Below are 24,633 nucleotides of genomic sequence, written 5' to 3'. Positions count from 1 at the left end.
ACACCTTGCCGAGGAGCAACGACATGTCTGTTTCCACCCCCGCGTCACGATTTTCCAAAGGAAAGTTGGCCTCAACCCTGCCAGCCCAACAGCTGAGTGAGATCAGGGATCTTTTTGACAATCGACGCCTGGGATTCTCCCTGGATGCTCCGTTCTACACCGATCCGACGGTCTTCAAACTGGATATGGAAGGGATCTTCGGCCAGCACTGGCTGTATGCCGGCAGCGTCGCCGAAATCCCTGAAGCCGGAGATTACATCACCATCGATTACGGACCGACCTCCCTGATCGTTTCCCGCACCGATGACGGCGGCGTCAACGTGCTGCACAATGTCTGCCGCCACCGCGGGGCCCGGGTCCTCACCGAAAAGTCCGGCTCAACCGGAAATATGGTCTGCGGTTACCACTCGTGGACCTACTCCCCCGACGGTTCGCTGATTCACGCCTCCGCCCCGGGAGAGACCTCCTTCGACAAGAGCTGCTTCGCCCTCAAGCGCGCCCACAGCCGTGTGTATGCAGGACTGGTTTTTGTTTGCGTCGCCGAGGAACCACCCACCGATTTCGACGAGACCGCCAAGATCTTCACTCCTTACCTGGCTCCGCACGATCTCTCACGTACCAAGATTGCCTATCAGCAGAACATCGTTGAAGAAGGCAACTGGAAACTGGTGATGGAAAACAACCGCGAGTGCTACCACTGCGATGGGCACCCGGAACTAGCCTGTTCGTTGTTCCCAACCTGGGGCTTGACCGATGAACTGGTGCCGCCGCACCTTGAAGAGGTCTGGGACCGCAACAAGGAGGCAGAGTCATCCCTGGAGGAGCGCTGCCGCCGCTACGGCCTGCCCTACGAAGTGGTTGAAGAGCTGGACACCCGCATTGCCGGCATCCGTATTTCCCGCGAACCACTGGATGGCGACGGAGAATCCTTCTCTCCCGACGGACGCCGCCTGTCCAAGAAGCTGCTTGGCGACCTGCGCGACTTCCGCTTGGGCCGCTGCTCTATGCACCTGCAGCCAAACAGCTGGTTCCACTTCCTCGGCGACCATGTCATCACCTTCGGAGTTTTCCCCATCAACGAGCGCCAGACCCTGGTGCGCACCACCTGGCTCGTCGCAGACGATGCGGTGGAAGGCGACGACTACGATTTGGACAAGCTGACCCACACCTGGAAGCAGACCAACCTGCAGGACAAGGCCTTTGTGGAGCTGTGCCAGACCGGCGCCGCAAGCCCCGCCTATGAACCAGGCCCTTACATGAAGAGCGAATACCAGGTTGAGGCATTCATCAACTGGTACGTCCAGCGTATGCAGGAGCACCTGGCATGACCGTAACGACAGTCAGCATTCAGGCCCCGGAGACTCAACGCATTCGGGGTTTGGAAATGCCATGGAACCGTGTGCTGCACGGTACCGACCAGGCCGCGGGCGCCGCACGTGCGCTGGGCCCATGGCATCCCCAGGAATTCACCGCGGAATGTGTCGAGGTCATTCCAGACCTCGGCGACATCATGACCTTTGTTTTCCGCCGCACCGATGGCGCACCCTTGGCTTTCCGTCCGGGGCAATACCTGAACTTCGCTTTCCCGGTCAACGGCGAAGACGAAGATCCGATTGATCGCAGCTACTCGATTTCCAGCGCTCCCACCGAGCCTTGGACATTCAGCATCAGCGTGAAACGCGACCAGATGGGTGTGGTTTCCCCGTGGGTTCATGAGAATGTGCGGCCTGGCACGGTGCTCGAAGCCCTGGGACCGGTGGGGGCATTCCACCTTCCAGATGTTGAGCGCCGCGCCCGGTTCCTGTTCTTGGCTGCCGGTGCAGGCATCACACCAATCATGTCCATGCTGCGCACCATCCACAGCCTGCCGGGCCAGGCAGATGTTGTGGTGCTGTATCACGGCGCCCAGGCGGGACAGTTTGCATTCGCCAAGGAGCTTGAATACCTCGCCTCGGTGGATGAGAGAATTCAGGTTTTTTGGTCCCTGGGAGACCGCAACGTCCCCGAAAAATGGGAATGGATGCTGGGCCGGCTGACCAGCCAGATGATCGAGCAGGTGGCCCCGGACGCCAATGGACGCCAAGTTTATGCGTGCGGGCCGGAAGGATACCTGAACAACGCCGCCGAGCTGCTCAAGCAGGTGGGAGTCGATGAAACCTCCATCCACATGGAGTTCTTCTCCGGCGACCGGAAAACCCTGCTTGAATACCAGCAGGAAGTTGCGATCGCTGAGGAACTCGCGGGTGAAATTGCCGAGGAAATCGCGGATTCCGCTGAAGAGTACTTTGAGAATCAGCCGGTGGAATTGGAGCTCTATGAGCCTGCCCTGGATCAGGACGGGCCGATAGAGGGAATCGGACTGCCCCTTGAAGTAGCGGAAGGCGGAGCGTTCCCCGACGAGACCGGGAGCGGGGATTCCACCCCAACCGAGGCTTCGGGGTCTACCGATGCCGATGGACCGGTGGATGATTCGGCATTCAAAACCGTCGGCGAGGGAACCTTGACGCTCTCTTTCCTCAAGACCGGCTTAAAGGTGAAGATCAACCCCGACCAAAAGATCCTTCCGATCGCAAAAAGTGCCGGGGTGCGTATCGCCACTAACTGTCAGGAAGGGATGTGCGGGTCCTGCAAGGTAGTTAAGGTCTCAGGTGAGATTGAGATGAACCACCAAGGAGGAATCCGCGCTCGCGAGGTTAACGCAGGCAAGTTCCTAGCCTGCTGCTCGACGGCAAAAACCGATCTGGTGATCGATGCCTGATTAGGCAAAATTCAGCCCCGCTTCGTCCATTGTGTTGAAGCGGGGCTGGACTGCGTTTGCGGTGTACCAATGTCGAACGATTCTAAGCCTCAGCGATCCGGCCGCTAAGCGCCGCATATTCCGACCACCCACCAGGATAAAGCCGCCCAACACCTAAGCCCGCGTGTTCCATGGCCAGCAGGGTGTGGCACGCAGTAACACCTGACCCGCAATAAGAAATAACCTCTGCCCCGTCCGTAACGCCAGCTCGGCTGAAGGCTTCACGCTACTGGTCAACGGGCAGCAATCGACTATTGGAGTCAACGTTACGACGACAAGGTACGTTGACAGCACCAGGAATATGCCCCGGCTGGGGGTCGCTGGAAACTTGCAGGCTCCCGTGAAACCGGTCCGGATTACGTGCATCGAGAACTGGTCCGGCCCAACGGTCAACGACGTCAGCGCTCACCACCAAGGAAGTTGGCCACGGTACCACCGAAAACTCGACCGGCCGCAGCAAGACAGCTTCCGTTTCCAGGGTTCCTTGCCATGCAGCCAGCCCACCGTCAAGCAACGCGGCTCTTTTCCCGATCGAGCGCAGCATCCACACGAGTCGCGCTGCGATCACCCCGCCAGCGTCATCATAGGCAATCACCGTTGAATCATCTCCAATACCCAGCAACCCCATCCCGTGCGCAAACACTGATGGGTCTGGCAATGGGTTGAGTCCGGCCGGCCCCGACGGTGCAGAAAGCCAAAGATCAAGGTCGACAAACACTGCACCCGGTATATGCCCGCTCTGGTAGGCGGCTTCGCCGGAGGAACCGTCAAGATACCACCGTGCGTCGGCGATAATCACTTGATCTCGGTTGGCTTGCACCCATTCAAGATCCACAAACGGGTCCAGGTAATTTGCTTGCCGATGCGAATGACTCATGACTCCAGCATAGATATCTGTCCGTTATTCAAGAAGGATCGTCTCGTTATATGAGACATTATTTTCTGCCGCGCGTCGTCGACACCCAACGCTTTCAAGAATTCCAAGCCCAGAAAAGCTTCTCCAAGGCGCATTCGGAAACTTCACGGTCAAGCATGCGGGTCTGACTCCACTCGATTTCACTGGGTTTTCTTCCTGCTCTATGGCGCAGGCTCCTAAGCGCAGGACATTGTGGATTGGCGTTCCTGCCTGTGTTGCCTCACGGAGTGACGTTGGGGTCGCGGTTGATCCACTCACCGAACTTCCGCCAATGATGACTCTTTTCCGGTGGAATGATTGGCGCGTCGATCCAGACCAGATTAGTTTCAGCGCTCAGCAGGCCTTGCCGGCGCAAACATTCCTGGACTCGTCCAGAAGTGTACTTTCGTGCATATAGATACTTTTAAGTCCATACAAGTACACTTTCGTGTATCAGCATCTTCAGGCTTAGCAACGAAGGAGGTTCCCGTGCGATTACAGAACCCGTTCGCAGTCCTCAGCTCGACGGGTATGGACTCTCAGGTCCTTACCGTCTTGGCACGAAGCGAACAATACCTGACCATTCCCGCCATCCATCGGCTCCTACCCGAAGCAGGCTCCCTGGCAGGGGTGAGAAAGGCTCTTGGCCGCCTGGTGGAACAGGGGATCGTTCTCGAACAAGTAACGGGCAGAACCCACTCCTACGCGCTGAACCAAGACCATCTTTTGGCCGAAGTCATCTCGAAAATCTCTGAAACCAGAGGGGAACTGACTTCTCGAATACAAAGAGCAATTGATCTCTGGCCGATCAAACCTGTCACGGCGAAAATCTTCGGCTCAGCCGCTCGAGGAGACATGCGTTCGGACAGCGACATCGACCTTTTCGTTGTCATGCCAGACGAAACTCCGGATGGGGTGGATGATGAGCTGGCCGGTAACCTCGCGGCCCAAATTGCTCGCTGGACGGGAAACGATGTTCGGCCATTGTTGTACCGTGCGGGCGAGGTGAAGCCGGCGGCAATCATCGACTTCATCATCAAAGATGGAATCGATGTTGCTGGCGACCCGGCTTGGCTACGGCGGACGGTCCGCGAGAAGAGCCATTCGGCATGACACCGCGAAACGACAAGAGAAAAACGGTGGATGCGGGGAAAATGCAGTGGCAGGGCCGACTCGTCAAAGCGCAGCAATTTCTTCAAGCTGCCGATGACCTTCGGGAACTCTACAAGGACGATGCGAGTATCGCCGACGCCGCGGTAACACTGTACGTGCACGCAGGGATCGCAGCAGCGGATGCGCTGTGCGCCATTTCCCTGGGCAAGTACGCGCAGGGCGAGAACCATCAAGATTCAGTAAGGCTGCTGGCCACGGTGGATTCCGCCGCCTCAAAATCATTGGAGACCCTACTGCACATGAAAACCCGCGCAGGTTACGGATACGATCCAATCAGCAATACCAAGCTGCTCCAGGCAGAGCGGGCCGCACGTGCGATAGTGCACAAGGCCTCTACGCAGTAACCCGCCCCCGGCATTCCAGTCTCTTGACCATCGGCGCCATTCAGCCACCCAACAAAAAGAAAAACCGTTGTGAACCTGCCCCTTCCCAAGAAGGTTCACAACGGTCTTTCGGTCGTTCTGCCCGGCGCACTGCTCGCACTTGATGGAATCCCCCAACGGCTGGCGTGCCGCGGGTGGGTTCCGAAGAACAAGGAGGCAAGCGATTGGGTGCGCGGCCAGAAATCTAGGCGGGCACCACGCTACGCTCAAGCGCGGATTGTGTGGTGCGCAGCATTAACAGCGCGGTGGTGACAGTTCCTACCCCGCCTGGCACCGGTGTCAGCGCCCGGGCGATGCTCTGTACGCTGGCCGCGTCCGCATCCCCCACAAGGTTGCCTTGATCATCCACGTTGGTTCCAACGTCAACCACCACACTGCCCAGGCCCACGTGTTCACTCCGCAGCAATCCCGCTCGGCCGGCGGCAACCACCACCACCGAGGCTCGACGAGTGTGGTTGGCCAAATCCGAGGTGCGTGAATGGCACAGCGTCACCGTGGCATCGCGCTGAAGCAGCAGCTGCGCCAACGGTTTGCCCACCACCATGGAGCGCCCGATCACCGCTACGTCCTCCCCCGCCAGGGGAATCCGGTAGTGGTCCAACACCTCGATGACCGCTTGGGCCGTGGCGGCGGCAAAGGCCGGCATGCCGGCTGCCAATCGGCCAAAACTCAGTGGATTGGCCCCATCAACATCTTTCTCCGGAGGAATCAACCGCACCAGCTGGGCGGCATCCACCCCCGCAGGCAGCGGGGTCTGCAGGATGATTCCGTGAACCTGGTCATCGGCTGCCAGCGCACGCAAGGCCGCCGTCAGTTCCGCGGCATCGGCCTGGGCTCCCAGATCCAGCACATCGCAATGGATCGAAGCCTTGGCCGCCTGCTGGGCAATCGAGCGGACGTACCATCCGGTGGATTCGTTGTCTGTGGCAACAACCACCGCCACGCGCGGAACGATACCGTCACCGTGCAGTTGGGCCACATTCTGCGCGGTCCTCTCACGCAGCGCGCGAGCTACCGGAAGCCCCTGAAGCAACTGGGCACTCATGCGGCCAACACCTTTCTGACTTCCGCCGAAACCTCGTCAGCCTGAGCCATGACCGCTTCGGCTTGAACGACCGCCTGGGCCAGAGATTCCACCACGTCGGTGGTTGCCAGCGATCGGGCATTAATTTCCATGGTCACCACCGCGGTGCCCAGCCCGGCACGAGCCGCATCAGCGGCCGCGGCAACATCGCTGAGCACCATCCGGTTGCCAAACCGCACCAGTTCCGCCGCCAGTTCGATGACCTGGGTGCCGATCTGAAGCGCCTCCAGCTGCGGCTGGGCGGCGCGGATGGTTGCCTGCTCGATTTCCTGCGCCCTGAGGCTGCGCTGCCGCTCGTCCTCACGCGGCAGCTGGTAGGCGCTGATGACCTGGGCGAAAACCACCGCGTCTTGCTCGGCAAGAGTTACGGAACGAGCACGCAGCTGGTCGGCCTGTTGCGCAATGTCCTCGGCACGCTCCTGGACGTGAACGTATTTTTTCCCGTTGGTGAAACGGGCGACCATGGAGAGCAGGGCCGCCCCCTGGGCGAGGTGCAATCCGCCGGCGGCCCCGCCCCCAGGAGTTGCTTCCCTGGAGGCGAGCCGCTGGAGGTAATCCTCAACGGTTGATTGAGCGATCATCTGCCGGCTACACCGAAACCTTGGCGTGAACCGGTGCATCCTGGATGTCGCGCAGGCGGTTCATCTGCGGATCGTACAGCGGATCCTGGGTGACCGTAGCCGCCAGCCGCTGCCCGAAGTAGTCGATCTCGACCTTGTCGCCAAGCTCGTAGCTGGCCGGCAGGTAGGAGTAGGCGATCGGGCGTCCCACGGTGTAGCCGAAGGCGGCGCTGGTCACGTAGCCAACCACGTCATCCCCTGAATAAACCGGTTCCTTGCCCAGGACTACCTGGTTCGGGGAGTCCAGCACCAGGCAGCGCAGCTTTTTGGTCACCGGCTGCGCCGCGATCTGCGCCAGCGCGGCCTTGCCGACAAAGTCCTCTTCCTTCTTTTTCGCAATGGCGAAATCAAGGCCGCACTCGTACGGGTTGTATTCGGTGTTCATATCCGAACCCCACGAGCGGTAACCCTTCTCCAAACGCAGCGAGGCGAAGGCGGCGCGGCCGGCAGGCACAATACCGAACTCGCGGCCAGCCTCGAACAACACGTCCCACAGGCGCTGCCCGTTGTCCGCGGTGGTGTAGATTTCCCAGCCGAGCTCGCCGACGTAGGACAAACGCCAGGCGCTGACCGGCACTCCGGCAATGTGCGCCTTGGTTGAGCGGAAGTACTTCAGGCCCTCGTTGCTGAAGTCGTCATCCGACAGCTTCTCAATGACCTTGCGGGCGAACGGACCCCACAGGCCCACGCAGCAGGTGCCGCCGGTGATGTCCCGAACCTGCACCCAGCCGCCGGGGACCGCCCCGGAGTTCTGCGCTTCGGCCTCAACCGTGAAGTAGGCCAGGTCGATATTCCCGTTGGCACCGACCTGGAAGGTGTTCTCCTCCAACCGGGCGATGGTGATATCGCTGCGGATGCCGCCGGCTTCATCCAGCAACAGGGTGTAGGTCACCGAACCAACCGACTTCTTGGCGTTGCCGGTGCTCAGGCGGTGCAGCATCGCGGCGGCGCCCGGACCGGAAATCTCGAAACGCTTCAGCGGGGTCATGTCGTACATGGCCACGGCGGTGCGGGTTTTCCAGGCTTCCACCGCGGCGATCGGAGAGTGGAATTTCGCCGCCCAGGTGTCGCGCAGCGGTTCCTTCCAGTCCTCCGGCAGGTCCTTGAGGTACTTGGCATTGGACTCGTACCAGTACGGGCGTTCCCAGCCGCCGCCTTCCAGGAAGAATGCCTGCTGCTCGCGCTGGCGGGCGTGGAATGGCGAAACTCGCAGGTCGCGCAGGGCCAGGCGCGGCTCCAGCGGGTGGCGTACGTCGTAGATCTCCACAAAGTTCTGCGCCGAGGTCTCGTTCACGAAGCTCGGGGCCAGCTGGACATCCTCGAAACGGTTGATGTCGCTGTCACCCAGGTCGATGGAGCTGCGCCCCTGGACAATCAGTTCTGCCACGGCACGGGCAATACCGCCGGAGTGGGTCACCCACACGGCTTCGGCCATGTAGAAACCTGCAACCTTGGGACTCTGGCCGACCAGCGAACCGCCGTCGGAGGTGAAGGAGAAGATGCCGTTGAAACCGTGCTCGATCTGCGTCTGGGCCAGATCCGGCAGGATCTCCTGCGAAGCCTCCCACGCCGGCAGGAAGTCTTCCATGGTGAATTCGAGGCTTGAGGGCATATTCTCAGGCGTGTAGTCAGCCGCGGCGATTTTTGGCAGGTTGCTCACCGGAGACGGCATCGGCTTGTGCGCATAGGAACCGATACCGTAGCGGTCCCCGTGCTCGCGGTAATACAGGTCTTGGTCCTGGTAGCGCAGGATCGGCAGGCTTGCGCCGTTGGGCTGCTCGTTGCGCCCCTCAAGGCCAGCGACCTTGGTGGTTTTCGCATACTGGTGGGCCAGCGGCAGCAGCGGGATGTCCACCCCGACCATTTCACCGACGTTCACACCCCAGAACCCGGCGCAGGAGACCACGATGTCTGCCGCGAGGAATTCGTCGCCCAGCCAGACACCGGTGATCTTGCCGTTTTCCTGGGCAATGCCGGTGACCTCGGTCTGCTCGCGGTAGCTGACTCCCGCGGCGCGGGTGCTCTCGATCAACGCGGCAACCTGCTTGGTGGCAAGGGCCAGGCCGTCGGTTGGCACATACAGCCCGCCAAGGACCTTCTGGGCATTGAGCAGCGGGTACTTTTCCAGGCATTCCTCGGCCGAGAGCAGGTGCGCCTCGATGCCCGTGGACTTCACGTAGCCGTGGCGGCGGCGCAGGTCGCGCAGTCGGGTTTCGGTGGTGGCGATTTCCAGTCCGCCCACCGGGTTGAAGCACTCCATGGCCTCGAGCTTGTCGCGGGTGTAGGTCGCGAACTTCATCATCGACTGGGATGGGTTGGCCTGGAACACCAGACCCGGAGCATGCGAGGTGGAACCGCCGGGAAGGGTCAGCGGACCCTGTTCCAGTACGGTGATGTTGGTGTGGCCGCGCGCTACCAGTTCGTCGGCGAGGTTGGTTCCGACAATACCTGCGCCGATGATGACGATGTGCTGCAAAGTGGACACGATTTCTCCTGTGAGGCTGTGAGGTTCTGGCGAGATAAGGGGGAACTGCTAGCGGAAAACGACGGTGCTGGAGCCGTCGAGCATGACACGGTTTTCACAGTGCCACTTCACTGCCCGGGACAGCGCCTGGGACTCCGCGGTCTGCCCAACCTGGGACAGCGCCCGTGGATCATAGGTGTGATCCACCCGGATCACTTCCTGCTCAATGATCGGCCCCTCATCCAAATCCGCGGTGACGTAGTGCGCGGTGGCACCGATCATCTTCACCCCGCGGTCGTGCGCCTGGTGGTAGGGACGTGCACCCTTGAAACCTGGCAGGAACGAGTGGTGGATATTGATGGCTCGGCCAGAGAGTTTGGTGGTGAGATCGTCGGAGAGGATCTGCATGTAGCGGGCGAGCACCACGAGATCGATATCGAATTCGTCAATCAGCTCCAGCAGCCGGGCCTCGGACTGCGGCTTGCTGTCCTTGGTCAGCGGCACGTGGATGTAGGGAATTCCGGCCCCTTCAGCCATCTGGCGCAGGTCCTCATGGTTGGAGACCACGAGGGCAATCTCGGCGTTGAGGTTGCCCTGGCGCCAGCGGAAGATCAGGTCGTTCAGGCAATGCCCGCTCTTGGAGACCATCAGCAGCAAACGAGTTGGCTTGGAGTTGCTCAGCTGGTAGTTCATGGAGAAACGCTCGGCAACTGCGGAGAACTCCTGCTCGAGCTCGCCGCGGCTGATCGGCTGCGGCGTGGTGAAAGCCGTGCGGATGTGAACCCGGCCGGCGCCGCGGTTGTCGAACTGCTGATGTTCCTTGATATTGAACCCCCTGGAGGAGAGGAATTCCGCCACTCCGGCGACAATTCCTACCTGATCCACGCAGGAAGCGGTGAGCACAAATTCAGTATCAAGTTCGGCTGGAAGCTCGGTGAGCGCAGCGGCGTCTTGTTCTGTCAGGTTCAGGGGGCTCATGGTGACTCTCTTTCGAAGTGCACGAATAAGTATCCAACTAATATATTAGATTGCTTTGTAGCCTAGATCACAAGATGGCCGACGGTCAAGAGTTTTCCCGAAGTCGGCGAAAACCGCGTCACCGAACCGCAAGGCAACGACAGGTCCAACAGGCCGCATCGCAAGAGGTTCGCCCATATCAAGGGAGCCAATGACCGCCAAGGCAACCGATCGCTCCAGCCATCACCGACAGATATCTGAACAAAAATTTTGATCAGATCCCCCAAGGTTTCTTCGCCTCACCCCCTCCAGCGGGCGAACCACCATGGAATTCCTTGGGTTTACCCCGGCGCGAACCCGAACAAAAAATGATCAAACCGTCAACCGCGCCGCAGCAGAACCACAAGCCGCAGCTATCACCGCACGGGCTCACTTGAACAAAATTTTCGATCAGATTTCACCACAGATCCACCCCTAATCACCCGGAACCAGCCATCGAAGCCCACCAACCCCCAACTCTCACAGACCCCGGGCCACGAACATCCTTGAACCGGACCCAGCACTAAGCAGGTTCTGCTGACCAAAAATTTTGATCAGAATCCACGGCGCACAATCGAATGCTTCCCCAGCAGGCCACTGGAAGCCATTCGATGAGATTTCTGACCAAAAAAATTGATTAACTAACCACCAGGCCCCTAACGAACCCATTAGCACCGACCCCCACTGCCTTGGTGAACAAAATTTTCACTCAAGATTCACGCTTACCCTCAACCCGAACGCTGACCAAAAAAGAATTGATCAAATCCCCAACCATGGCACGACAGGACCAAAAAAAGCTACAGCTACCACCGCACAGGCTCCCTTGAACAAAATTTTCGATCAGATTTGACCACAGATCCGCCCCTAGTCACCCTGGGCTGGCTACCGAAGCTCACCAACCTCGCACCCCAGTTCCCGGACCACGAAAACCCTTGAACCGGGCCCAGCACCAACCAGATTCTGCTGACCAAAAATTTTGATCAGAATCCACGGCGTGCAATCGAACGATCAGCCAGCCGGCCACTCACCGATACCCGATGGAAACTCTGACCAAATAAATTGATCAAATCGCCAACTGCACCATGGCCGGGCCAAAAGCCGCGCCCACCCAGTGCAGGCAAAGTTGAACAAATTTTTCGATCAATTTCGGACTCGGTAGCCGCTCGACATCCCATTAGCTAGTTCCATCCGAGATTCCCCGGATTACTGACCAAAAAAATTGATCAAATCGCCAACTACTACACACAAGTTGCGGCCGCGAGAACGGGCCAAGAGTGTGAGTGCTCCATTGCTTCGACACTTCGAATTCCACAGCACGGAGATGCAATAGACACGCAGAGCTGTCCGATCCCGCATCTGTCAGCGCGAGGATCTCTCGCCTCAGTTGCTACGCGGCACCGGGGACCGAGCCGCGACTGGCACTAACCATTCGAAGCCTGGCCTCAAGAGCATCCATCATTGGGAATTGAGGGCAGGGTCGCAACTCCCAGGGAGTTCGTGAGGGCAATTGCCCCGTTCGCCGCACCGCAGGCCAAGTCGGTAACCTGAGAATATTTCGTTGACATAAGTGACCCCCACCACTAGCATTCCTGATATATAAGTTCTATACATCAAATAATCGCGGGTCACTCCGGACCGTCGCAGCAGCTACAAGCCACGGGACCCGCGCAGTAAATTGCACGTACCACTCGGCACACAGCAGTCCATCGTGTAGCCCAAAACATCGACCGCGCGAATGCGCTGGGAACCCGGAAAGCCCCCAGCCGACCACACCCCCGTTATCGGGGATTTCGTAGGTGCATCAAGGATAGAGACAATGAATCTCAGCACGGCCATGGACAACGCAAAGATGTCCAAGTTCCACCGAAAGTTAGTCACCGGTTGCATGGGCGGCCCGTTCCTCGACGGGTACATGCTCAGTATTATCGGTGTCGCAATGCTCGGCATCACCACTCAATTTCATTCTTCCGACATGGAAGTCAGCCTGATTGGCGCTTCAGCGTTGATCGGTATCTTCTTCGGAGCAATCCTCCTTGGCCCCCTGACCGACAAAATTGGTCGGCGCCTCATGTATACGATCGACCTTTGGGCTCTGGTTATCTGCTCGGTCGCACAGTTTTTCGTCCAGGACTCCACCCAGTTGATCATCCTGCGTTTCATCATTGGTGTGGCCATCGGTGCGGACTACCCCATCGCCAGCGCGTTGTTGGCAGAATGGCTGCCTATCGCCAAACGCGGGCGGATGCTGGGAATGCTCATCCTGGGCTGGTTCTCCGGTGCCGCGGTGGCATCCTTGGTGGGATTTGGCATCGCCGAGCTTGCCGGCGACGAAGCTTGGCGTTGGATGCTTGGCAGTTCTTCCGTCTTCGGTGTCGCCATCCTGTTTTTGCGCCATGGAATCCCGGAATCTCCGCGATGGCTCATCCAGCACGGAAGGCTTGATGAGGCGCGTGAATCACTGCAGATCGGCCTCGGCGACCAGGTAGACGCCAACGCCGTGGTTGATACCGAGGCGCAAAACGTCGTCCCGGGAATGAAAACCCACATCAATTGGTCCCTACTTCTTCAGCGCCCGTACTTGCGACGACTGATTTTCTGCTCGGTGTTTTACATCCTGCACGCGGCTCCTCTATTCGCCCTCTACACCTTCGGTCCGGTCATCCTGGAGTCCTTCGGCCTCAATGAGGGGAATCTAGCCAATCTGGGCTCCGTGGTCATCAACCTCGTTTTCCTTCTTGGTTGCATCCCGGCCCTGAGTCTGGTTGAGCGCATCGGGCGCCGTCCGCTGATTGTCTGGAGCTTCGCCCTCATGGCCCTGCCGCTACTGGTTTTGGGCTTCGCCCCTGGCGCACCGGTCGCAATCGTCATCGCGTGCTTCAGCCTTTACGCGTTCTTCTCCGGCGGACCGAACATCCTCGAATGGGCGTACCCCAGCGAACTATTCCCAACCCAGGTCCGAGCCAGTGCCGTCGGAATCTCCACCGGCATGAGTCGTATCGGAGCCGCCGCAGGTACGTTCCTGGTGCCATTCTCGATCAGCGGTTGGGGTATCGGACCGACCATGCTAATCGCCGGAGTGTTGACCGCACTGGGCTTTATTGTCTGCCTGTTCATGGCAGAAGAAACCAAGGGCACCAACCTTTCAGAGGTCATCGATCCATCCGAAGAGTTGCGTTCCCTGAACACAAATTCCGAGCACCCAGCACCACGGGTGAACTAGGACGCACAAGAAAGCGGGCTGACTCGAACACCCGCTAGACGATGATCTTAACGTCATCGCTGGCACCGGAGGACCCGCCTGCGACGAATCACCAGCCTTAGGCTAATGCCCGAACGGCAGCTTGAAGTGGATAACTTCGAGCTGCCGTTTTGGTCTTCTGCGTCTTCCCATAGCATCATCAACGAGGACAATAGTGAAAACGAGCATGCAGACAAGAACGTCCATTGCGGAAGTAAGACGAAAAGCGACCGAGTAGCAGAGCGGTTGATTAATACTCAAAAAGCAAACCTGACAACAGAATAAGGAAGTGCAACACCGGGTTACCAACGTAGAAAATCCCCGCTGAACGTGTGATGTCTCGACACATCGGTGACATTCAATGTATCGAGACATCGGTAACACTTACTCACCAACGGGCATGTTCTGGAGCTTCGCAATAGCGTGTTTCAAACTCAAATACGTAACCACCTCAGGGAACTGGCAATCGTAGCGAGCGATCAATTCACCGTCCATCGAGATCACCATCAACTCCGCCTGACCCCAAAGGACCCTGACCATCGTGGGGTGCAACAGTTTACACAGATACAGCTCCACCCCCAGCAACCCGCAAACAAAGTTTTTATTCACCCTACTCCAACGATTCCGCCAACACAGCGATACCCCAAGCCCCCTGCGGTGTGCACTGAGGTCCATCAAGCTCACGCAAGGCGCGGCTAAATGGAAAGCGAACTGATTTTTAAGCTGATTTTTAAGCCTTGCAGGCGTATCATCGAGAAATTTCTGTGAGCAAAACCGTGGAGTACCTAGATGCGTTGCACCCTAGTCCTATTAATATAGACACTCTTATATAAGTTCTCTTATAATTGAAGTGAGGAAGTTGCAATCGGGAGAACCGTGGAGGAATCATGGGGCAGATTACGGATCGTCCGGTGGAGCTTCAGGAGCTTAAGCGGCTTGGTCTTCGAAGGCAGCTTAATGAGTTGGATTACAAGCGTGCACTGAAGGCTGCGAGCGCAGTTGCAACCCAGGCGACGATCGGCAAAGTTCTGGGGATGTCGCAGCCCGCTGTTCATTCATCGCTAAAGACAGCAGCGACAGTTGATGATGTTGTTGCCGATTTTGGCTCAGGGAGTCCCACCGAGGCTTGTAAGCGGTATGCGGCAGGTCTAATCGGCCGGGACGAGCTGGTGCGTCAACTGAAGGCCTGGCCATACAAAATGATGCCTGAGCCAAATGAGCATGGTGAGTATGAAGAAAGTACGGATGGAACCTTCAATGAGGTTATTGTCGCCAGCTATCTTGGGCTCATCGATGATTCTATCTATAGCGAAGTATCCAATCATTTCACTAAGTAGGGTCACCTTGGAGATCGCTGACTCGTGAATATTGATCAGACAGTTGAGCGGCATCGACAAGTATTGAGGAAAATGAATGCCGATAGTCGTTCGACTGTTGACGGTCCATTTGCGACCGTCAGCAATCCTGAATATTTCACACGTGATCCGATTCGTGGCTTACAGCCGACTGATGTGCGGAAAGAACTGCATCAACGATGGATCACTGAAGTAGTTGACGCTGCTGGCGGTGGCGTCGAGGGGCGAAGAGCGGTGGTTATGGCCGGTCCGCCAGGGGCGGGTAAAGGAACTATTCAAAGGGAACTGCTGAAGCTGGACGGGTATGTAGTCTGTGATCCCGATGTGTTCAAAGTAAAGATCATTGATCATGAGCTACGCCAGGGCAAACTGGAGCTTTTGAAGTCGCCGGAAGTTAGAGTCTTGGAAGAGCACGGTGAAGTTTTCGCTCCCATGGATTTTTCCTCTTTGGTGCACAAAGAATCAGCGATGCTGCGCGACACTTTGCAAAAGTTCTTGATGGGTCAAAACCTTAATCTTGTCGTGGATACGGTGTTGGCTACCGATGGTGCAGTCCAAAGCGTTAAGACCATGCTGGACAGCCGCAACTATACCTATGACGTCGTGAGTGTTCAGACATCTAAGGAGCTGACGAAGTCGGGGATCCAAGACCGCTGGGAAAGTGGCTATCGTAAGCACCTAGCGGGTGAGGAAAGCAGAGAAGGCCGACTGGGCGGGCGGCCTGTACCCTCGGAGTTCGCTAATAATATGTATGGTCCCGATGGTGTCTCTATTACTGAAGAAACAGCTCTCAAATTAGCCAAAGAGGGAGTAGGAGCGAGAACTCTTCAGCAATACAGGCGACAGGAAGGTCGGTCTTTTACTCTGGAGAAGGATCTGGTAAAGCGAGACGGCATGCTGGTGTCAAAGCTTGTTGCGAGGCACCAGCCGATTTTTCCTCAGTCATCACGGGGTTCAGGAATGCGTCAGGCTCGTGACCCAGGGGAGCCTAGTTTAGGTTGCTAAATGAATCTTGGATGAGAAGGATTGAGGTGGCGTTTTATGTTTGAGTCAGACAGTCCCGCCGGGAATCCCGCCACGCCCTACCCCGCCCAAGAAGAATACGACATGAGGCCAAGAGCCCGGAGCCATTAATGTACTCACGCGTCACTTCGACAGGCATACTCACATTCAATGCCCCAACTAATGTTCGCAAGATATACAACACTGATATATGTTAGCGTTCCAAGGTATTCTAGGTCACAGAGTAATTGTTGCTCCGAGCGGATGAGGCATTCAAGGAGAAGGCGAAATGAGCGAAACCAGCACCGAGGTGACCCGAAATCCCAAGATGTCACTTGCGGAGTTCGCATATACCCAGCTCTGCCAGATGCTGTTGACACTTGTCATTGTTCCCGGAGAACCAATCCGCGAAGAAGCCCTAATGGCCGAACTGGGGATTGGGCGCACACCTTTGCGTGAAGCGCTCAAACGTTTGGAACTGGACAAGCTGGTGGTCAGTTATCCCAAACGCGGAACCTTTGCCACCCGGGTGGAGATCAGCGATCTGGCTTACGTCTCCGAAATCCGCCAGGTCCTCGAACCCATGGCCGCGGCGCGGGCCGCGCGCGTGGCTACCGAAACCACCCGTGATCAATTGCGTGAAGTTGCCCGCGACATTGAATTGCTTGATGAAGAAGCTGGCTCAATCAAAGACCTGCTCACCTTCGACTCCCGGGTTCACCGCAGCATCTACCGCGCCTGCGGCAACCCGCACCTGGAAGACTCACTGATCCGCTACAACAACTTGGGGACACGAATCTGGTGCACCGTAGCCGATCAGCTGCCGCATCTAAACGTCCACATCAAGGAACACCTCGTACTGCTTGATGCAGTCATCAACGGTGACGAGCAAAAGGCGGCCAGCTTGGCGGCCGAACACGTGCGAGCCTTCGAGGTTGCCGTGCGCGAAGCCCTGCTCTCAAAATAGGATCAACTCACTGGCTCCTCGGCAATCCACCACTATCGAGCATTAATCAGTATTGTGTTCTACAACACATGCTTCACTTGATGGTCGATATCCTGACACCCAGGTGGCTAGGTGGCGTTGCCGTGAGGAGAGATGAATGAAAATCGCTGTTCTGATCAAAGAAGTCCCGGACACCGGAGCTGACCGAGTACTGAACTTGGAAACCGGTTTGGCGGACAGGGCAGCGTCCGAAGCCGTTCTTGATGAGATCGGCGAGCGCACCTTGGAAGTTGCGCTCAAGTTTGCCGATAGCGCCCCGGGGACCGAGATTGTCTTGGTAACTATGGGACCCGACTCCGCTCAGGCAACTCTGCGCAAGGGGCTGGCCATGGGGGCGACGTCTGCTGTCCACATCAGCGATGAGGCGCTTCTGGGCGCAGACCTGCTGCTGACCGCTGACACCCTTGCGGCGGCGTTGCGCCGAGATGATTACAACCTGATCCTTACCGGCAATATGTCCACCGATGGCGCGGCGGGGGTACTCCCGGCAATGTTGGCAGAGCTCCTTGGTCTACCGGCAGCGACCGGACTGTCTGAAATCGCTATTGATGCCCAGAGCCTGGAGGGGAAACGTGAATCCGAGGGGGTCTCAGCGCAGCTTCGGGTTTCTTTGCCAGCCATCGCCTCCATCACCGAGTCCCTGCCCGATGCGCGGTTCCCGAACTTCAAGGGGATCATGGCCGCCAAGAAAAAACCTATCGAGGTCCTGAGCCTCGCAGATCTGGGAATCGACCCGTTGCCAACGGACACCGCGCGGACCATCATGCTGTCGGTGTCGAAAAAGCCGCCCCGCGAAGCGGGTACCGTCATCACCGATGACGGGCAAGCCGGCAGCGCCCTGGCGGATTTCCTGATCAAAAATAACCTGGTGTGATCGGAGCAGACTCATGACTACCTTTGCCGCGGATTCAATTCTTGTTGTGCTTGAGACCGCTCCGGGACCCGTCCTGTCCAAAAATCATGGCGAACTGCTAGGGGCGGCGGCCGGGGTGGGAACACCGGTGGCCTTGGTCGCCGGACCCGCCGATTCGCTGGGTTCATTGGCCGCACAGGCCAGCGCTTCCGGCGCGGCGGCGGTGCTAACGGTTGCATTGGAAGGCCGCCCGGTTGTCCCGCTGGTCGACGCGTTGCAGGCGGCGGCCACGCTGGTGCAGCCACAGGCGGTGTTGGTGGCCCACACCGAGTCCAGCCGCGACATCGCAGCTCGTTTTGCGGTGCGTTCGCGTGCCTCACTCAGTGTTGACGCGGTGGGAGTTTTCCGTGATGAGCTTGGTGTGGTTGCCTCCCATTCAATTTATGGCGGCGGCTTCTCCACCACCAGCACCGCGACCTTCGGCGCTCCGGTCATCACCGTACGCGTGGGAAGTATCGAGGCCCGGGCCGCCGCGCAATCCGAAAACATCACAGCATTGGACGTTGCAGCCAGCGGCAAACCGGAGGTTGAGGTCACTGACCTGAAAACGCTTGAGTCCACTTCCGCTCGACCGGAACTACGTTCTGCAAAACGCGTGGTCTCCGGTGGACGCGGTTTGGGCAATGCCGAACAGTTTGTTTTGGTGGAGCAGCTGGCCGACGTTTTGGGGGCCGCCGTGGGCGCCTCCCGGGCCGCGGTGGATGCGGGTTTTGTCCCGCATGCCGCGCAGGTTGGCCAGACCGGTGTTTCGGTCTCACCGCAGCTATATGTGGCACTGGGCATCTCCGGGGCCATCCAGCACAAGGCTGGGATGCAGACCGCGAAAACTATCGTTGCCATCAACAAAGATGCCGATGCCCCGATCTTCGACATCGCCGACTTCGGTGTGGTGGGTGACGTGTTCAAGGTGGTTCCGCAGCTGATCGCTGCGCTGGAAACGGCGAAGGACCGATAGCCGTGAGCACACCCACCCGTACCCCGCGCCAGGGTTTACCTCGGACTCCGGGCGGGGAGCCTTGGCCCCCGGCGGACTATTTGGCCGCTGTGCCCCAGGACCTCCCGGTAGTTGCCGGCGCTCTGGAAGCCGACCCGGTAGTCGCTTCAACACCACTCGCAGAGCCTGCCCCGGCCCAGGTAGTCGAGGTTCCCGTTCCGGGGGCCATGCCGAGCGTTCCTGCCCGGCCGCTGGCGGTTTCAGCGACGGCAGGCACCGTGCGCCGAGGGCTGCCCCGGGTGCCAGGCGGAGAGCCATGGCCACCGGCTGACAACCCAGGTGTGCCGGTTCCCGCGCCGGGCGCTGCTTCGAGCCCCGAACCCGACACCCAGGCGCCGCTAGCTTCCGTAGCATCGGCAGAGCCAGTCGACGATGTTGCGATACCCCCAGCACCGGTCGAGTCCTCCAGCGCTTCAACTCCGGCCGGGGACCTTCGCCGGGGCCTACCCCGCATTCCAGGCGGCCAGCCGTGGCCTCCGGCGGCCAAGGCCCCAGCACCAGCACCAGCACCAGCACCAATGGAAGCTGCACAGCCGGTGCCCGCCGTGGTTGAACCAGTTGCCCACGCAGTAGCCGAGCCTGAAGTAAAGGCCGCACCAGTCGCAGCTCCGGTAGCTCCGGCTCAACTTGCCGCGGCGCTATCCGCTCCGGCGGCATCCACTGCCCCGAAGCCGGAGACCGCCCCGGTGGCGCCACGGCAATCATCCCCACGACCCCAGCCTGGTACGCCGCCTGCACCCGCGTCCGGGTCAACGTCCGCAACCACCAAACCCGAGGCACAACGCCACGGTCCGCTCACGACCAAACAGTGGGTTCTGGCCGGGGTACTCGGAGCCTTTTGCGCGCTGGGCATGGCCACCACCGTTGTGTTGCTTGCCCGGTGGATTCTCGGATTCGAGGCAGTATCGAACTTTGTCGTTCGTTATCCGGGTGAATACCATCTGCCCGAGGCGGCGCCCATTGGGTTCCCCCGCTGGCTTGCCTGGAACCACTTCTTTAATTTCTTTTTGATGGTGCTGATCATCCGCTCCGGGTTGCAGGTCCGGCACCAACGCAAACCACCGGCCTATTGGTCTTCCAAACGCAGTCCGAAGGTCAGCATCAACCTGTGGCTGCATCAAAGCCTCGACGTGCTCTGGCTGGTGAACGGGCTGGTGTTTGTTGTGGTGCTGTTCGCTTCCGGACATTGGGTGAGAATTGTTCCAACGTCTTGGGAGGTTTTCCCGAACGCCATCTCTGCAGCCCTTCAATACATGTCGCTGGATTGGCCCACGGACAACGGTTGGGTGAACTACAACTCGTTGCAACAGCTGGCCTACTTCACCACGGTATTTATTGCCGCACCGTTAGCCGCCCTCACCGGGTTCCGGCTCAGCGCCTTCTGGCCCAAGAACGCTCCGGCGCTGACCAAACGTTATCCAATCGAGGTGGCCCGGGCACTGCACTTCCCCACCATGCTGTACTTCGCGGTATTTATCGTGGTGCATGTGGCGTTGGTGTTCTCCACCGGTGCCCTGCGGAACCTGAATCATATGTTCGCGGCCCAAGGTTCAACCGACCCCGCACAGTTTGCCAACAATTGGACCGGGCTGTGGATGTTCGCCGTGGCAATCTTCGTCACGGCCGCGGCCTGGGCAGCATGCAGGCCGCTGTTCCTCACCTCGATTGCCCGGATCTTCGGAAAGGTCAGTGCTCGGTAGCAAACACCCAATTTTTGCCTGTCACGCAAATCCTCTCGCGCTTACGGCTACTAGTGCCTAGGATCAGTAAAGAGCACACCGGCAAGATATCAGGGGGAATACAGGGAATGGAACACCATCACGTAACCGAAGAACTTCGCGGGGTCGACTTCTGGGAAAACCACTATGGCACATCCGAACGGGTCTGGTCCGGCAAGGTCAACCAGGTGATTGAACGGCTCGTCACTCCCCTGACGCCCGGGACATCCCTGGACCTGGGCTGCGGCGAAGGCGGCGATGTCATGTGGTTGGCATCAAAGGGCTGGCAGGCCACGGGTGTTGATATCTCCCCCACCGCTGTTCAACGCGCCGAAACCGATGCAGCCGCTCATGGGCTAGTTCCGCCGCAGGCAACGTTCATCGCCGCGGATCTCTCCGAGTGGACCAGCACCGAACGCTACGACCTGGTCACGCTGAGCTTTTTCCAAGCGCCATTCGATTTTGACCGGGCTGAGATCCTGCGGAAGGCTTCCTTGTTGGTGGCACCCGGCGGGCACCTTTTGGCGTTATCTCATGCCGCCCGCCCCTCCTGGGCACCACCGCTGGAAGGCAAGGTTCCGCCTTTCCCCACCCCTCAGACTGAGCTTGATGCCTTGGCCTTGGATTCGGATCAGTGGGATATCTTGCAGGCAGAAATTATTGAACGCCAGATAACCGATCCGAACGGCAATCCTGCAACACTTGAGGACACCGTGGTGTTTGTTCAGCGCCGTAATTAGAAGACTAACCAGCAGAGACCCAGAAGTTTTTCGACAACAGTCCAGTAAAGAAATCAACTATCCAGGCCTGCAGTCTGCACTGAGGCAGTTGAAAAATTCGTCGACCTTACTGGATTACCAGAGTTCGAAGATTCGGAAACTTCGAGCGTCTCCGCAGATGAAGCAATGACCGTGCCTCGGGATTGAGGACCACGGTCATGCGTAGAACGCTAATCTCTGCGGCGTTGAGCTCCAATGCTCTGGGCCTCTATGTCTAGGCGAATCGGCCCGATACTCTCGGCCACTGAGTTCTGTTGCTGTTCAATTAAACGACGTCCAGTAATTTTGAGTCGCCGTGAACATCGTCGTGCGACGCGTTCGCTGTGGGTGGCGATGACAAGCATGCTTCCGCGAGACTGCAAGACATCAAAGAGATCGAGCACGTCGTTCTCAGTCTGCTCGTCCAACGCACCGGTAGGTTCGTCTGCCAAAAGTATGGAGGGATTTTTCACAATGGCACGGGCAATCGCTACTCGTTGGGCCTCTCCTCCAGATAATCGACCCACATTTTGGTTCGCATAATCCGCAAGCCCAACCAGTTCGAGCGCTTGAAGCGCAGGTCTACGGTGGGAGGCTTTGCCGTTGCCGAGACCAAGCATGACATTCTGTAGAGAGGTGCGCTCATTCAAGAGATCGTATCCCTGGGTGATGATACCCACTTTTTTACGGCGGAACGCCGACATCAGCATTTCGTTTTGCCGAAGTTCCTCGCCATCTACCCGATATTTCCCAGAGTAAGAAATGTCGAGGCCAGCGAGCACGTTCAGCAAGGTACTCTTCCCTGACCCGCTCCGCCCGACTACCGCGACAGACGAGTCATCTTCAGACAGCAGGAGATCGGTATTCTCAAATAGGCTCCGAATGTTGCCGTTCGGTTCGCGGAATTGCTTAGAAAACCCCTGAAACTCGATCGTGGTCATGCTACTTCCTTCTTCCCATATAGATGATGCCTCAGCGCGAAAGTTGCTGCCCCAACATTAACGACGGCAATAAGAGCGCATAGTAGCCCCATCCAAACGACGACGCCTGAACCAGCATTCGGGAGTACACGGTAGACAAGAGCGAACAAGACAGCAATGAACGCCCATTCAACAAGCACCATAAACGCCATAGACCTTTCTAAGCTTGCACCAGATATTCCAACTTTCCATCGCACATCCATGGCAAGGAGACGCCTACGGTAAACAAAGACTCCAAGCACGACGAGCACGAATGCGCTTCCAGCCCCAAGCGCAAGTTGCAGCAAACCAACTAGCCAAGCATTGTCGATGAGCAGGGATCGAGTGAGCGAGTACTGAGTCAGGTACTGTGGCACGCCAAGCATCGCATAATTCAAGAACCCGCTCTCTTGCCCGATCCCGTCGAGATGGCTGAGTACCTCATCGCTAGAGAGAGATTTTGGCGCGACCAGGTCAGTGTTAATCATCGCGAACGACAGTAGCCCATCGAAGTACAAGGTCTCCGCCGTCGGAAGTGTGAGCTGCGGCGGATAAGGGATGATCAGGTAGTCGTCGAGGAAAAAATTAATAGTGTCCTTATAGAACATCGACGAGTCCGATTCCAGGAACCCCGAAACTTGGAATGTGAATGGTTGAAAATACAGCTGCCCCTCTATCTCGTCACCGAGCTCGTAGGTTCCTAAGTAGTTCGCTCCGAGAAGCACCGGGATTTTTCCAGTGCTGTAATCGATATGTTCCCAATCGGGAAGATTGCCCTTTTGAACTGCAAGATGCGCGAAATCGAATGCTTGGTTATTCATCTGCATTGACAACACATCCCGGGTCTCTTTGCCTGTTTCAGGGTCGAGATAGACGCCAGCTGCAGCGTATTCTGCATCGGCCCAGGCATCGAACGCTTCACCGCCACGGAAATCAGTGATTGCGACTGGTTGAGCAAACGCCGAAATCAAGCTCACAACCTTGCTTTCGTTCAGTGCATTATAGAAATTCCCCACCGTTGCAACCTTGTCGACGCTCCCTCTAAACTCCGAAAAATCATCGTCGGAGGTGAGCACATCCGTGAGGCTATAGAGGTTCTGGTTATTACCGCTACTGAAGCTATGGTTGATCGCGCTCCGCGTCGACTCTGAGAAGCTCACTGTGCTGTAGAGACCTGTCAAGAACAGCACTACAATCAGCGACTTCACCGCAATAATCAGCCAATTTCGTCGTAGATCGAAGACATACTGGTTCATCTTCACCCTCGATTCCTGACTGCAAACGATATACCGAACGCCAACAAGAACACGCCCAGCAACAGCGCACAAGATAGCGCAAAATCATGAAAAAGGGTTCCTGCCGAGTTTAAGCTGCGCAGTACCCCACCTGCGATACTTGCAGCACCGACCCAAACCAACGCATAGATGGCTGTTCGACGAATCAGGATCATCGGACGGCTACGCCCCCAAAGCCGGTTAATCGAATCACGTGCCGCTCCCCATTCATTGGCCAGATACCCCGCTAACGCAGAACCCAAAATAAGCAGAATCAGCGAAAGGGAGACCATTACGGGAGTTACGAAATCCAGGTTGGTCCTCCGCGAAATGCTCTCGGAGACCGGGCGTGCATCATTGAATTTCTCAGCAACAACGGAAGCGTCGCTTCCATCAATCACGAAGCGCTGCATGGTCGTTTCGGTAAAGAAAGTAGGGTCGTAGACGAGAATATCGTCTGCGGCGAGGCTCTGATCTTGGGTACCCAACAGACCAGCGATTGGATAGTCCGTGCCAAGCACGTCAACATGCCCCGAAGCTGGAGCTACATTTGCGCCAGCAAATGCTCCCGGACGGGCGTCTGACACATTCCAACGCACCCTATGCTTCGGGATCATATCCAAATTACCCTGTGCGGAGATTACCGCTCGAAGCTTGTCGTTGTTTTGGATTGGAAGGAAGAGTAATACATCAAGATCATCATGCTGAGCTATAGCCAAGGCTTTCGACGCTTCTCCTGTGACAGCAACCGCGTTACTCGAATATAGGGCATTCGCTTCCCTCAACAAAGCCTCTTGGGCGGACCGATAAGTCAACAGCGCCACATCCAAAAACATCAGCAGGGCTGCGATCAATAGCACCGGAATCACAGGTTTATGACGCACAAAACACGCTTTCGCATAAGACGGGCGGAGAAGCAAAAATGCGTCTCCACCCGTTCAGACTATCTATGTACCGTAGTAGGTCCTGGCCGTGCCTAGGCTTTCTGGATCGCCTCCATTAGC

General features: G+C 57.8%; 22 protein-coding genes. 13 read left to right on the top strand and 9 right to left on the bottom strand.

Going from position 1 to position 24,633, the window contains the following annotated elements; translation table 11 throughout:
* The first annotated feature begins 23 nt into the window (after positions 1-23).
* Positions 24-1,328 carry an SRPBCC family protein gene (locus tag ACIOWL_RS14545; RefSeq protein WP_400386492.1) on the top strand — a complete coding sequence of 435 codons (1,305 nt, stop codon included), beginning with the start codon at positions 24-26 and terminating at the stop codon, positions 1,326-1,328.
* Positions 1,325-2,758: a flavin reductase family protein gene (locus tag ACIOWL_RS14540; protein ID WP_400386489.1), complete on the top strand. Its 1,434-nt coding sequence runs from the start codon at positions 1,325-1,327 to the stop codon at positions 2,756-2,758. Before ACIOWL_RS14545 ends, ACIOWL_RS14540 begins: the two co-directional genes overlap by 4 nt.
* Positions 2,759-3,023: 265 nt before the next feature.
* Here ACIOWL_RS14540 and ACIOWL_RS14535 read toward each other — a convergent pair whose 3' ends face one another.
* Complete coding sequence (locus tag ACIOWL_RS14535) at positions 3,024-3,674, bottom strand: sulfurtransferase (RefSeq protein WP_400386487.1); 651 nt, start codon at positions 3,672-3,674, stop codon at positions 3,024-3,026.
* A gap of 573 nt (positions 3,675-4,247) precedes the next feature.
* Here ACIOWL_RS14535 and ACIOWL_RS14530 point away from each other — a divergent pair.
* Together ACIOWL_RS14530 and ACIOWL_RS14525 are read left to right on the top strand one after the other, a co-directional pair.
* On the top strand, positions 4,248-4,805 hold the full coding sequence (locus ACIOWL_RS14530; RefSeq protein WP_400386484.1) for a nucleotidyltransferase domain-containing protein: 558 nt from the start codon (positions 4,248-4,250) through the stop codon (positions 4,803-4,805).
* Entirely contained in the window at positions 4,802-5,209 is a 408-nt protein-coding gene (locus ACIOWL_RS14525) for a hypothetical protein (RefSeq protein WP_400386481.1), read from the top strand. The genes ACIOWL_RS14530 and ACIOWL_RS14525 overlap by 4 nt, the downstream gene beginning before the upstream one ends.
* 223 nt (positions 5,210-5,432) lie before the next feature.
* On the opposite strand, the gene ACIOWL_RS14520 is transcribed toward ACIOWL_RS14525, so the two are convergent.
* From ACIOWL_RS14520 to purU, 4 genes are read right to left on the bottom strand one after another with little or no spacing between them, the layout of a single operon-like run.
* Positions 5,433-6,293: a bifunctional 5,10-methylenetetrahydrofolate dehydrogenase/5,10-methenyltetrahydrofolate cyclohydrolase gene (locus tag ACIOWL_RS14520; RefSeq protein WP_400386479.1), complete on the bottom strand. Its 861-nt coding sequence runs from the start codon at positions 6,291-6,293 to the stop codon at positions 5,433-5,435.
* Positions 6,290-6,913: a cyclodeaminase/cyclohydrolase family protein gene (locus ACIOWL_RS14515; protein ID WP_400386477.1), complete on the bottom strand. Its 624-nt coding sequence runs from the start codon at positions 6,911-6,913 to the stop codon at positions 6,290-6,292. Before ACIOWL_RS14515 ends, ACIOWL_RS14520 begins: the two co-directional genes overlap by 4 nt.
* A gap of 7 nt (positions 6,914-6,920) precedes the next feature.
* Positions 6,921-9,437: an FAD-dependent oxidoreductase gene (locus tag ACIOWL_RS14510; RefSeq protein ID WP_400386474.1), complete on the bottom strand. Its 2,517-nt coding sequence runs from the start codon at positions 9,435-9,437 to the stop codon at positions 6,921-6,923.
* A 48-nt stretch (positions 9,438-9,485) separates the two neighbouring features.
* Entirely contained in the window at positions 9,486-10,394 is a 909-nt protein-coding gene (gene purU, locus ACIOWL_RS14505; RefSeq protein WP_400386471.1) for a formyltetrahydrofolate deformylase, read from the bottom strand.
* A 1,834-nt stretch (positions 10,395-12,228) separates the two neighbouring features.
* On the opposite strand from purU, the gene ACIOWL_RS14500 reads away from it, so the two are divergent.
* Both ACIOWL_RS14500 and ACIOWL_RS14495 read left to right on the top strand, forming a co-directional pair.
* Positions 12,229-13,632: an MFS transporter gene (locus tag ACIOWL_RS14500; RefSeq protein ID WP_400386469.1), complete on the top strand. Its 1,404-nt coding sequence runs from the start codon at positions 12,229-12,231 to the stop codon at positions 13,630-13,632.
* A 105-nt stretch (positions 13,633-13,737) separates the two neighbouring features.
* The gene (locus ACIOWL_RS14495; protein WP_400386466.1) at positions 13,738-13,935 is read left to right on the top strand and encodes a hypothetical protein; all 198 of its coding nucleotides are present in this window, start codon (positions 13,738-13,740) and stop codon (positions 13,933-13,935) included.
* A gap of 99 nt (positions 13,936-14,034) precedes the next feature.
* On the opposite strand, the gene ACIOWL_RS14490 is transcribed toward ACIOWL_RS14495, so the two are convergent.
* Entirely contained in the window at positions 14,035-14,259 is a 225-nt protein-coding gene (locus ACIOWL_RS14490) for a hypothetical protein (protein WP_400386463.1), read from the bottom strand.
* A gap of 278 nt (positions 14,260-14,537) precedes the next feature.
* On the opposite strand from ACIOWL_RS14490, the gene ACIOWL_RS14485 reads away from it, so the two are divergent.
* From ACIOWL_RS14485 to ACIOWL_RS14455, 7 genes are all read left to right on the top strand, one after another.
* Positions 14,538-14,987, top strand: a complete 450-nt coding sequence (locus tag ACIOWL_RS14485) for a hypothetical protein (RefSeq protein WP_400386461.1) — start codon at positions 14,538-14,540, stop codon at positions 14,985-14,987.
* Positions 14,988-15,011: 24 nt separating this feature from the next.
* Complete coding sequence (locus ACIOWL_RS14480) at positions 15,012-16,010, top strand: zeta toxin family protein (RefSeq protein ID WP_400386458.1); 999 nt, start codon at positions 15,012-15,014, stop codon at positions 16,008-16,010.
* A 286-nt stretch (positions 16,011-16,296) separates the two neighbouring features.
* The gene (locus ACIOWL_RS14475) at positions 16,297-16,974 is read left to right on the top strand and encodes a GntR family transcriptional regulator (protein ID WP_400386455.1); all 678 of its coding nucleotides are present in this window, start codon (positions 16,297-16,299) and stop codon (positions 16,972-16,974) included.
* Between the two features lie 136 nt (positions 16,975-17,110).
* Positions 17,111-17,887, top strand: a complete 777-nt coding sequence (locus ACIOWL_RS14470) for an electron transfer flavoprotein subunit beta/FixA family protein (RefSeq protein WP_400386452.1) — start codon at positions 17,111-17,113, stop codon at positions 17,885-17,887.
* 13 nt (positions 17,888-17,900) lie between these two features.
* The gene (locus tag ACIOWL_RS14465) at positions 17,901-18,881 is read left to right on the top strand and encodes an electron transfer flavoprotein subunit alpha/FixB family protein (RefSeq protein ID WP_400386450.1); all 981 of its coding nucleotides are present in this window, start codon (positions 17,901-17,903) and stop codon (positions 18,879-18,881) included.
* A 2-nt stretch (positions 18,882-18,883) separates the two neighbouring features.
* Positions 18,884-20,620, top strand: coding sequence for a cytochrome b/b6 domain-containing protein (locus tag ACIOWL_RS14460; RefSeq protein WP_400386447.1), 1,737 nt, complete (start codon positions 18,884-18,886; stop codon positions 20,618-20,620).
* Between the two features lie 107 nt (positions 20,621-20,727).
* Entirely contained in the window at positions 20,728-21,378 is a 651-nt protein-coding gene (locus tag ACIOWL_RS14455; RefSeq protein WP_400386444.1) for a class I SAM-dependent methyltransferase, read from the top strand.
* A 209-nt stretch (positions 21,379-21,587) separates the two neighbouring features.
* Here ACIOWL_RS14455 and ACIOWL_RS14450 read toward each other — a convergent pair whose 3' ends face one another.
* Genes ACIOWL_RS14450 through ACIOWL_RS14440 form a run of 3 tightly spaced genes read right to left on the bottom strand, consistent with a single transcriptional unit; the run spans position 21,588 to position 24,513 of the window.
* Positions 21,588-22,337, bottom strand: coding sequence for an ABC transporter ATP-binding protein (locus tag ACIOWL_RS14450; RefSeq protein ID WP_400386441.1), 750 nt, complete (start codon positions 22,335-22,337; stop codon positions 21,588-21,590).
* On the bottom strand, positions 22,334-23,617 hold the full coding sequence (locus ACIOWL_RS14445) for a hypothetical protein (protein WP_400386438.1): 1,284 nt from the start codon (positions 23,615-23,617) through the stop codon (positions 22,334-22,336). The genes ACIOWL_RS14450 and ACIOWL_RS14445 overlap by 4 nt, the downstream gene beginning before the upstream one ends.
* A complete protein-coding gene (locus tag ACIOWL_RS14440; RefSeq protein ID WP_400386435.1) occupies positions 23,614-24,513 on the bottom strand; it encodes a hypothetical protein in 900 nt (299 codons plus the stop codon). Before ACIOWL_RS14440 ends, ACIOWL_RS14445 begins: the two co-directional genes overlap by 4 nt.
* Between the last annotated feature and the right edge of the window lie 120 nt (positions 24,514-24,633).

The sequence above is a fragment of the Glutamicibacter sp. NPDC087344 genome (genome assembly GCF_044744225.1).
Lineage (GTDB): Bacteria > Actinomycetota > Actinomycetes > Actinomycetales > Micrococcaceae > Glutamicibacter.
Note: the sequence above shows the minus strand (reverse complement) of the source record. Positions and strands in the feature narration are given on the sequence as shown.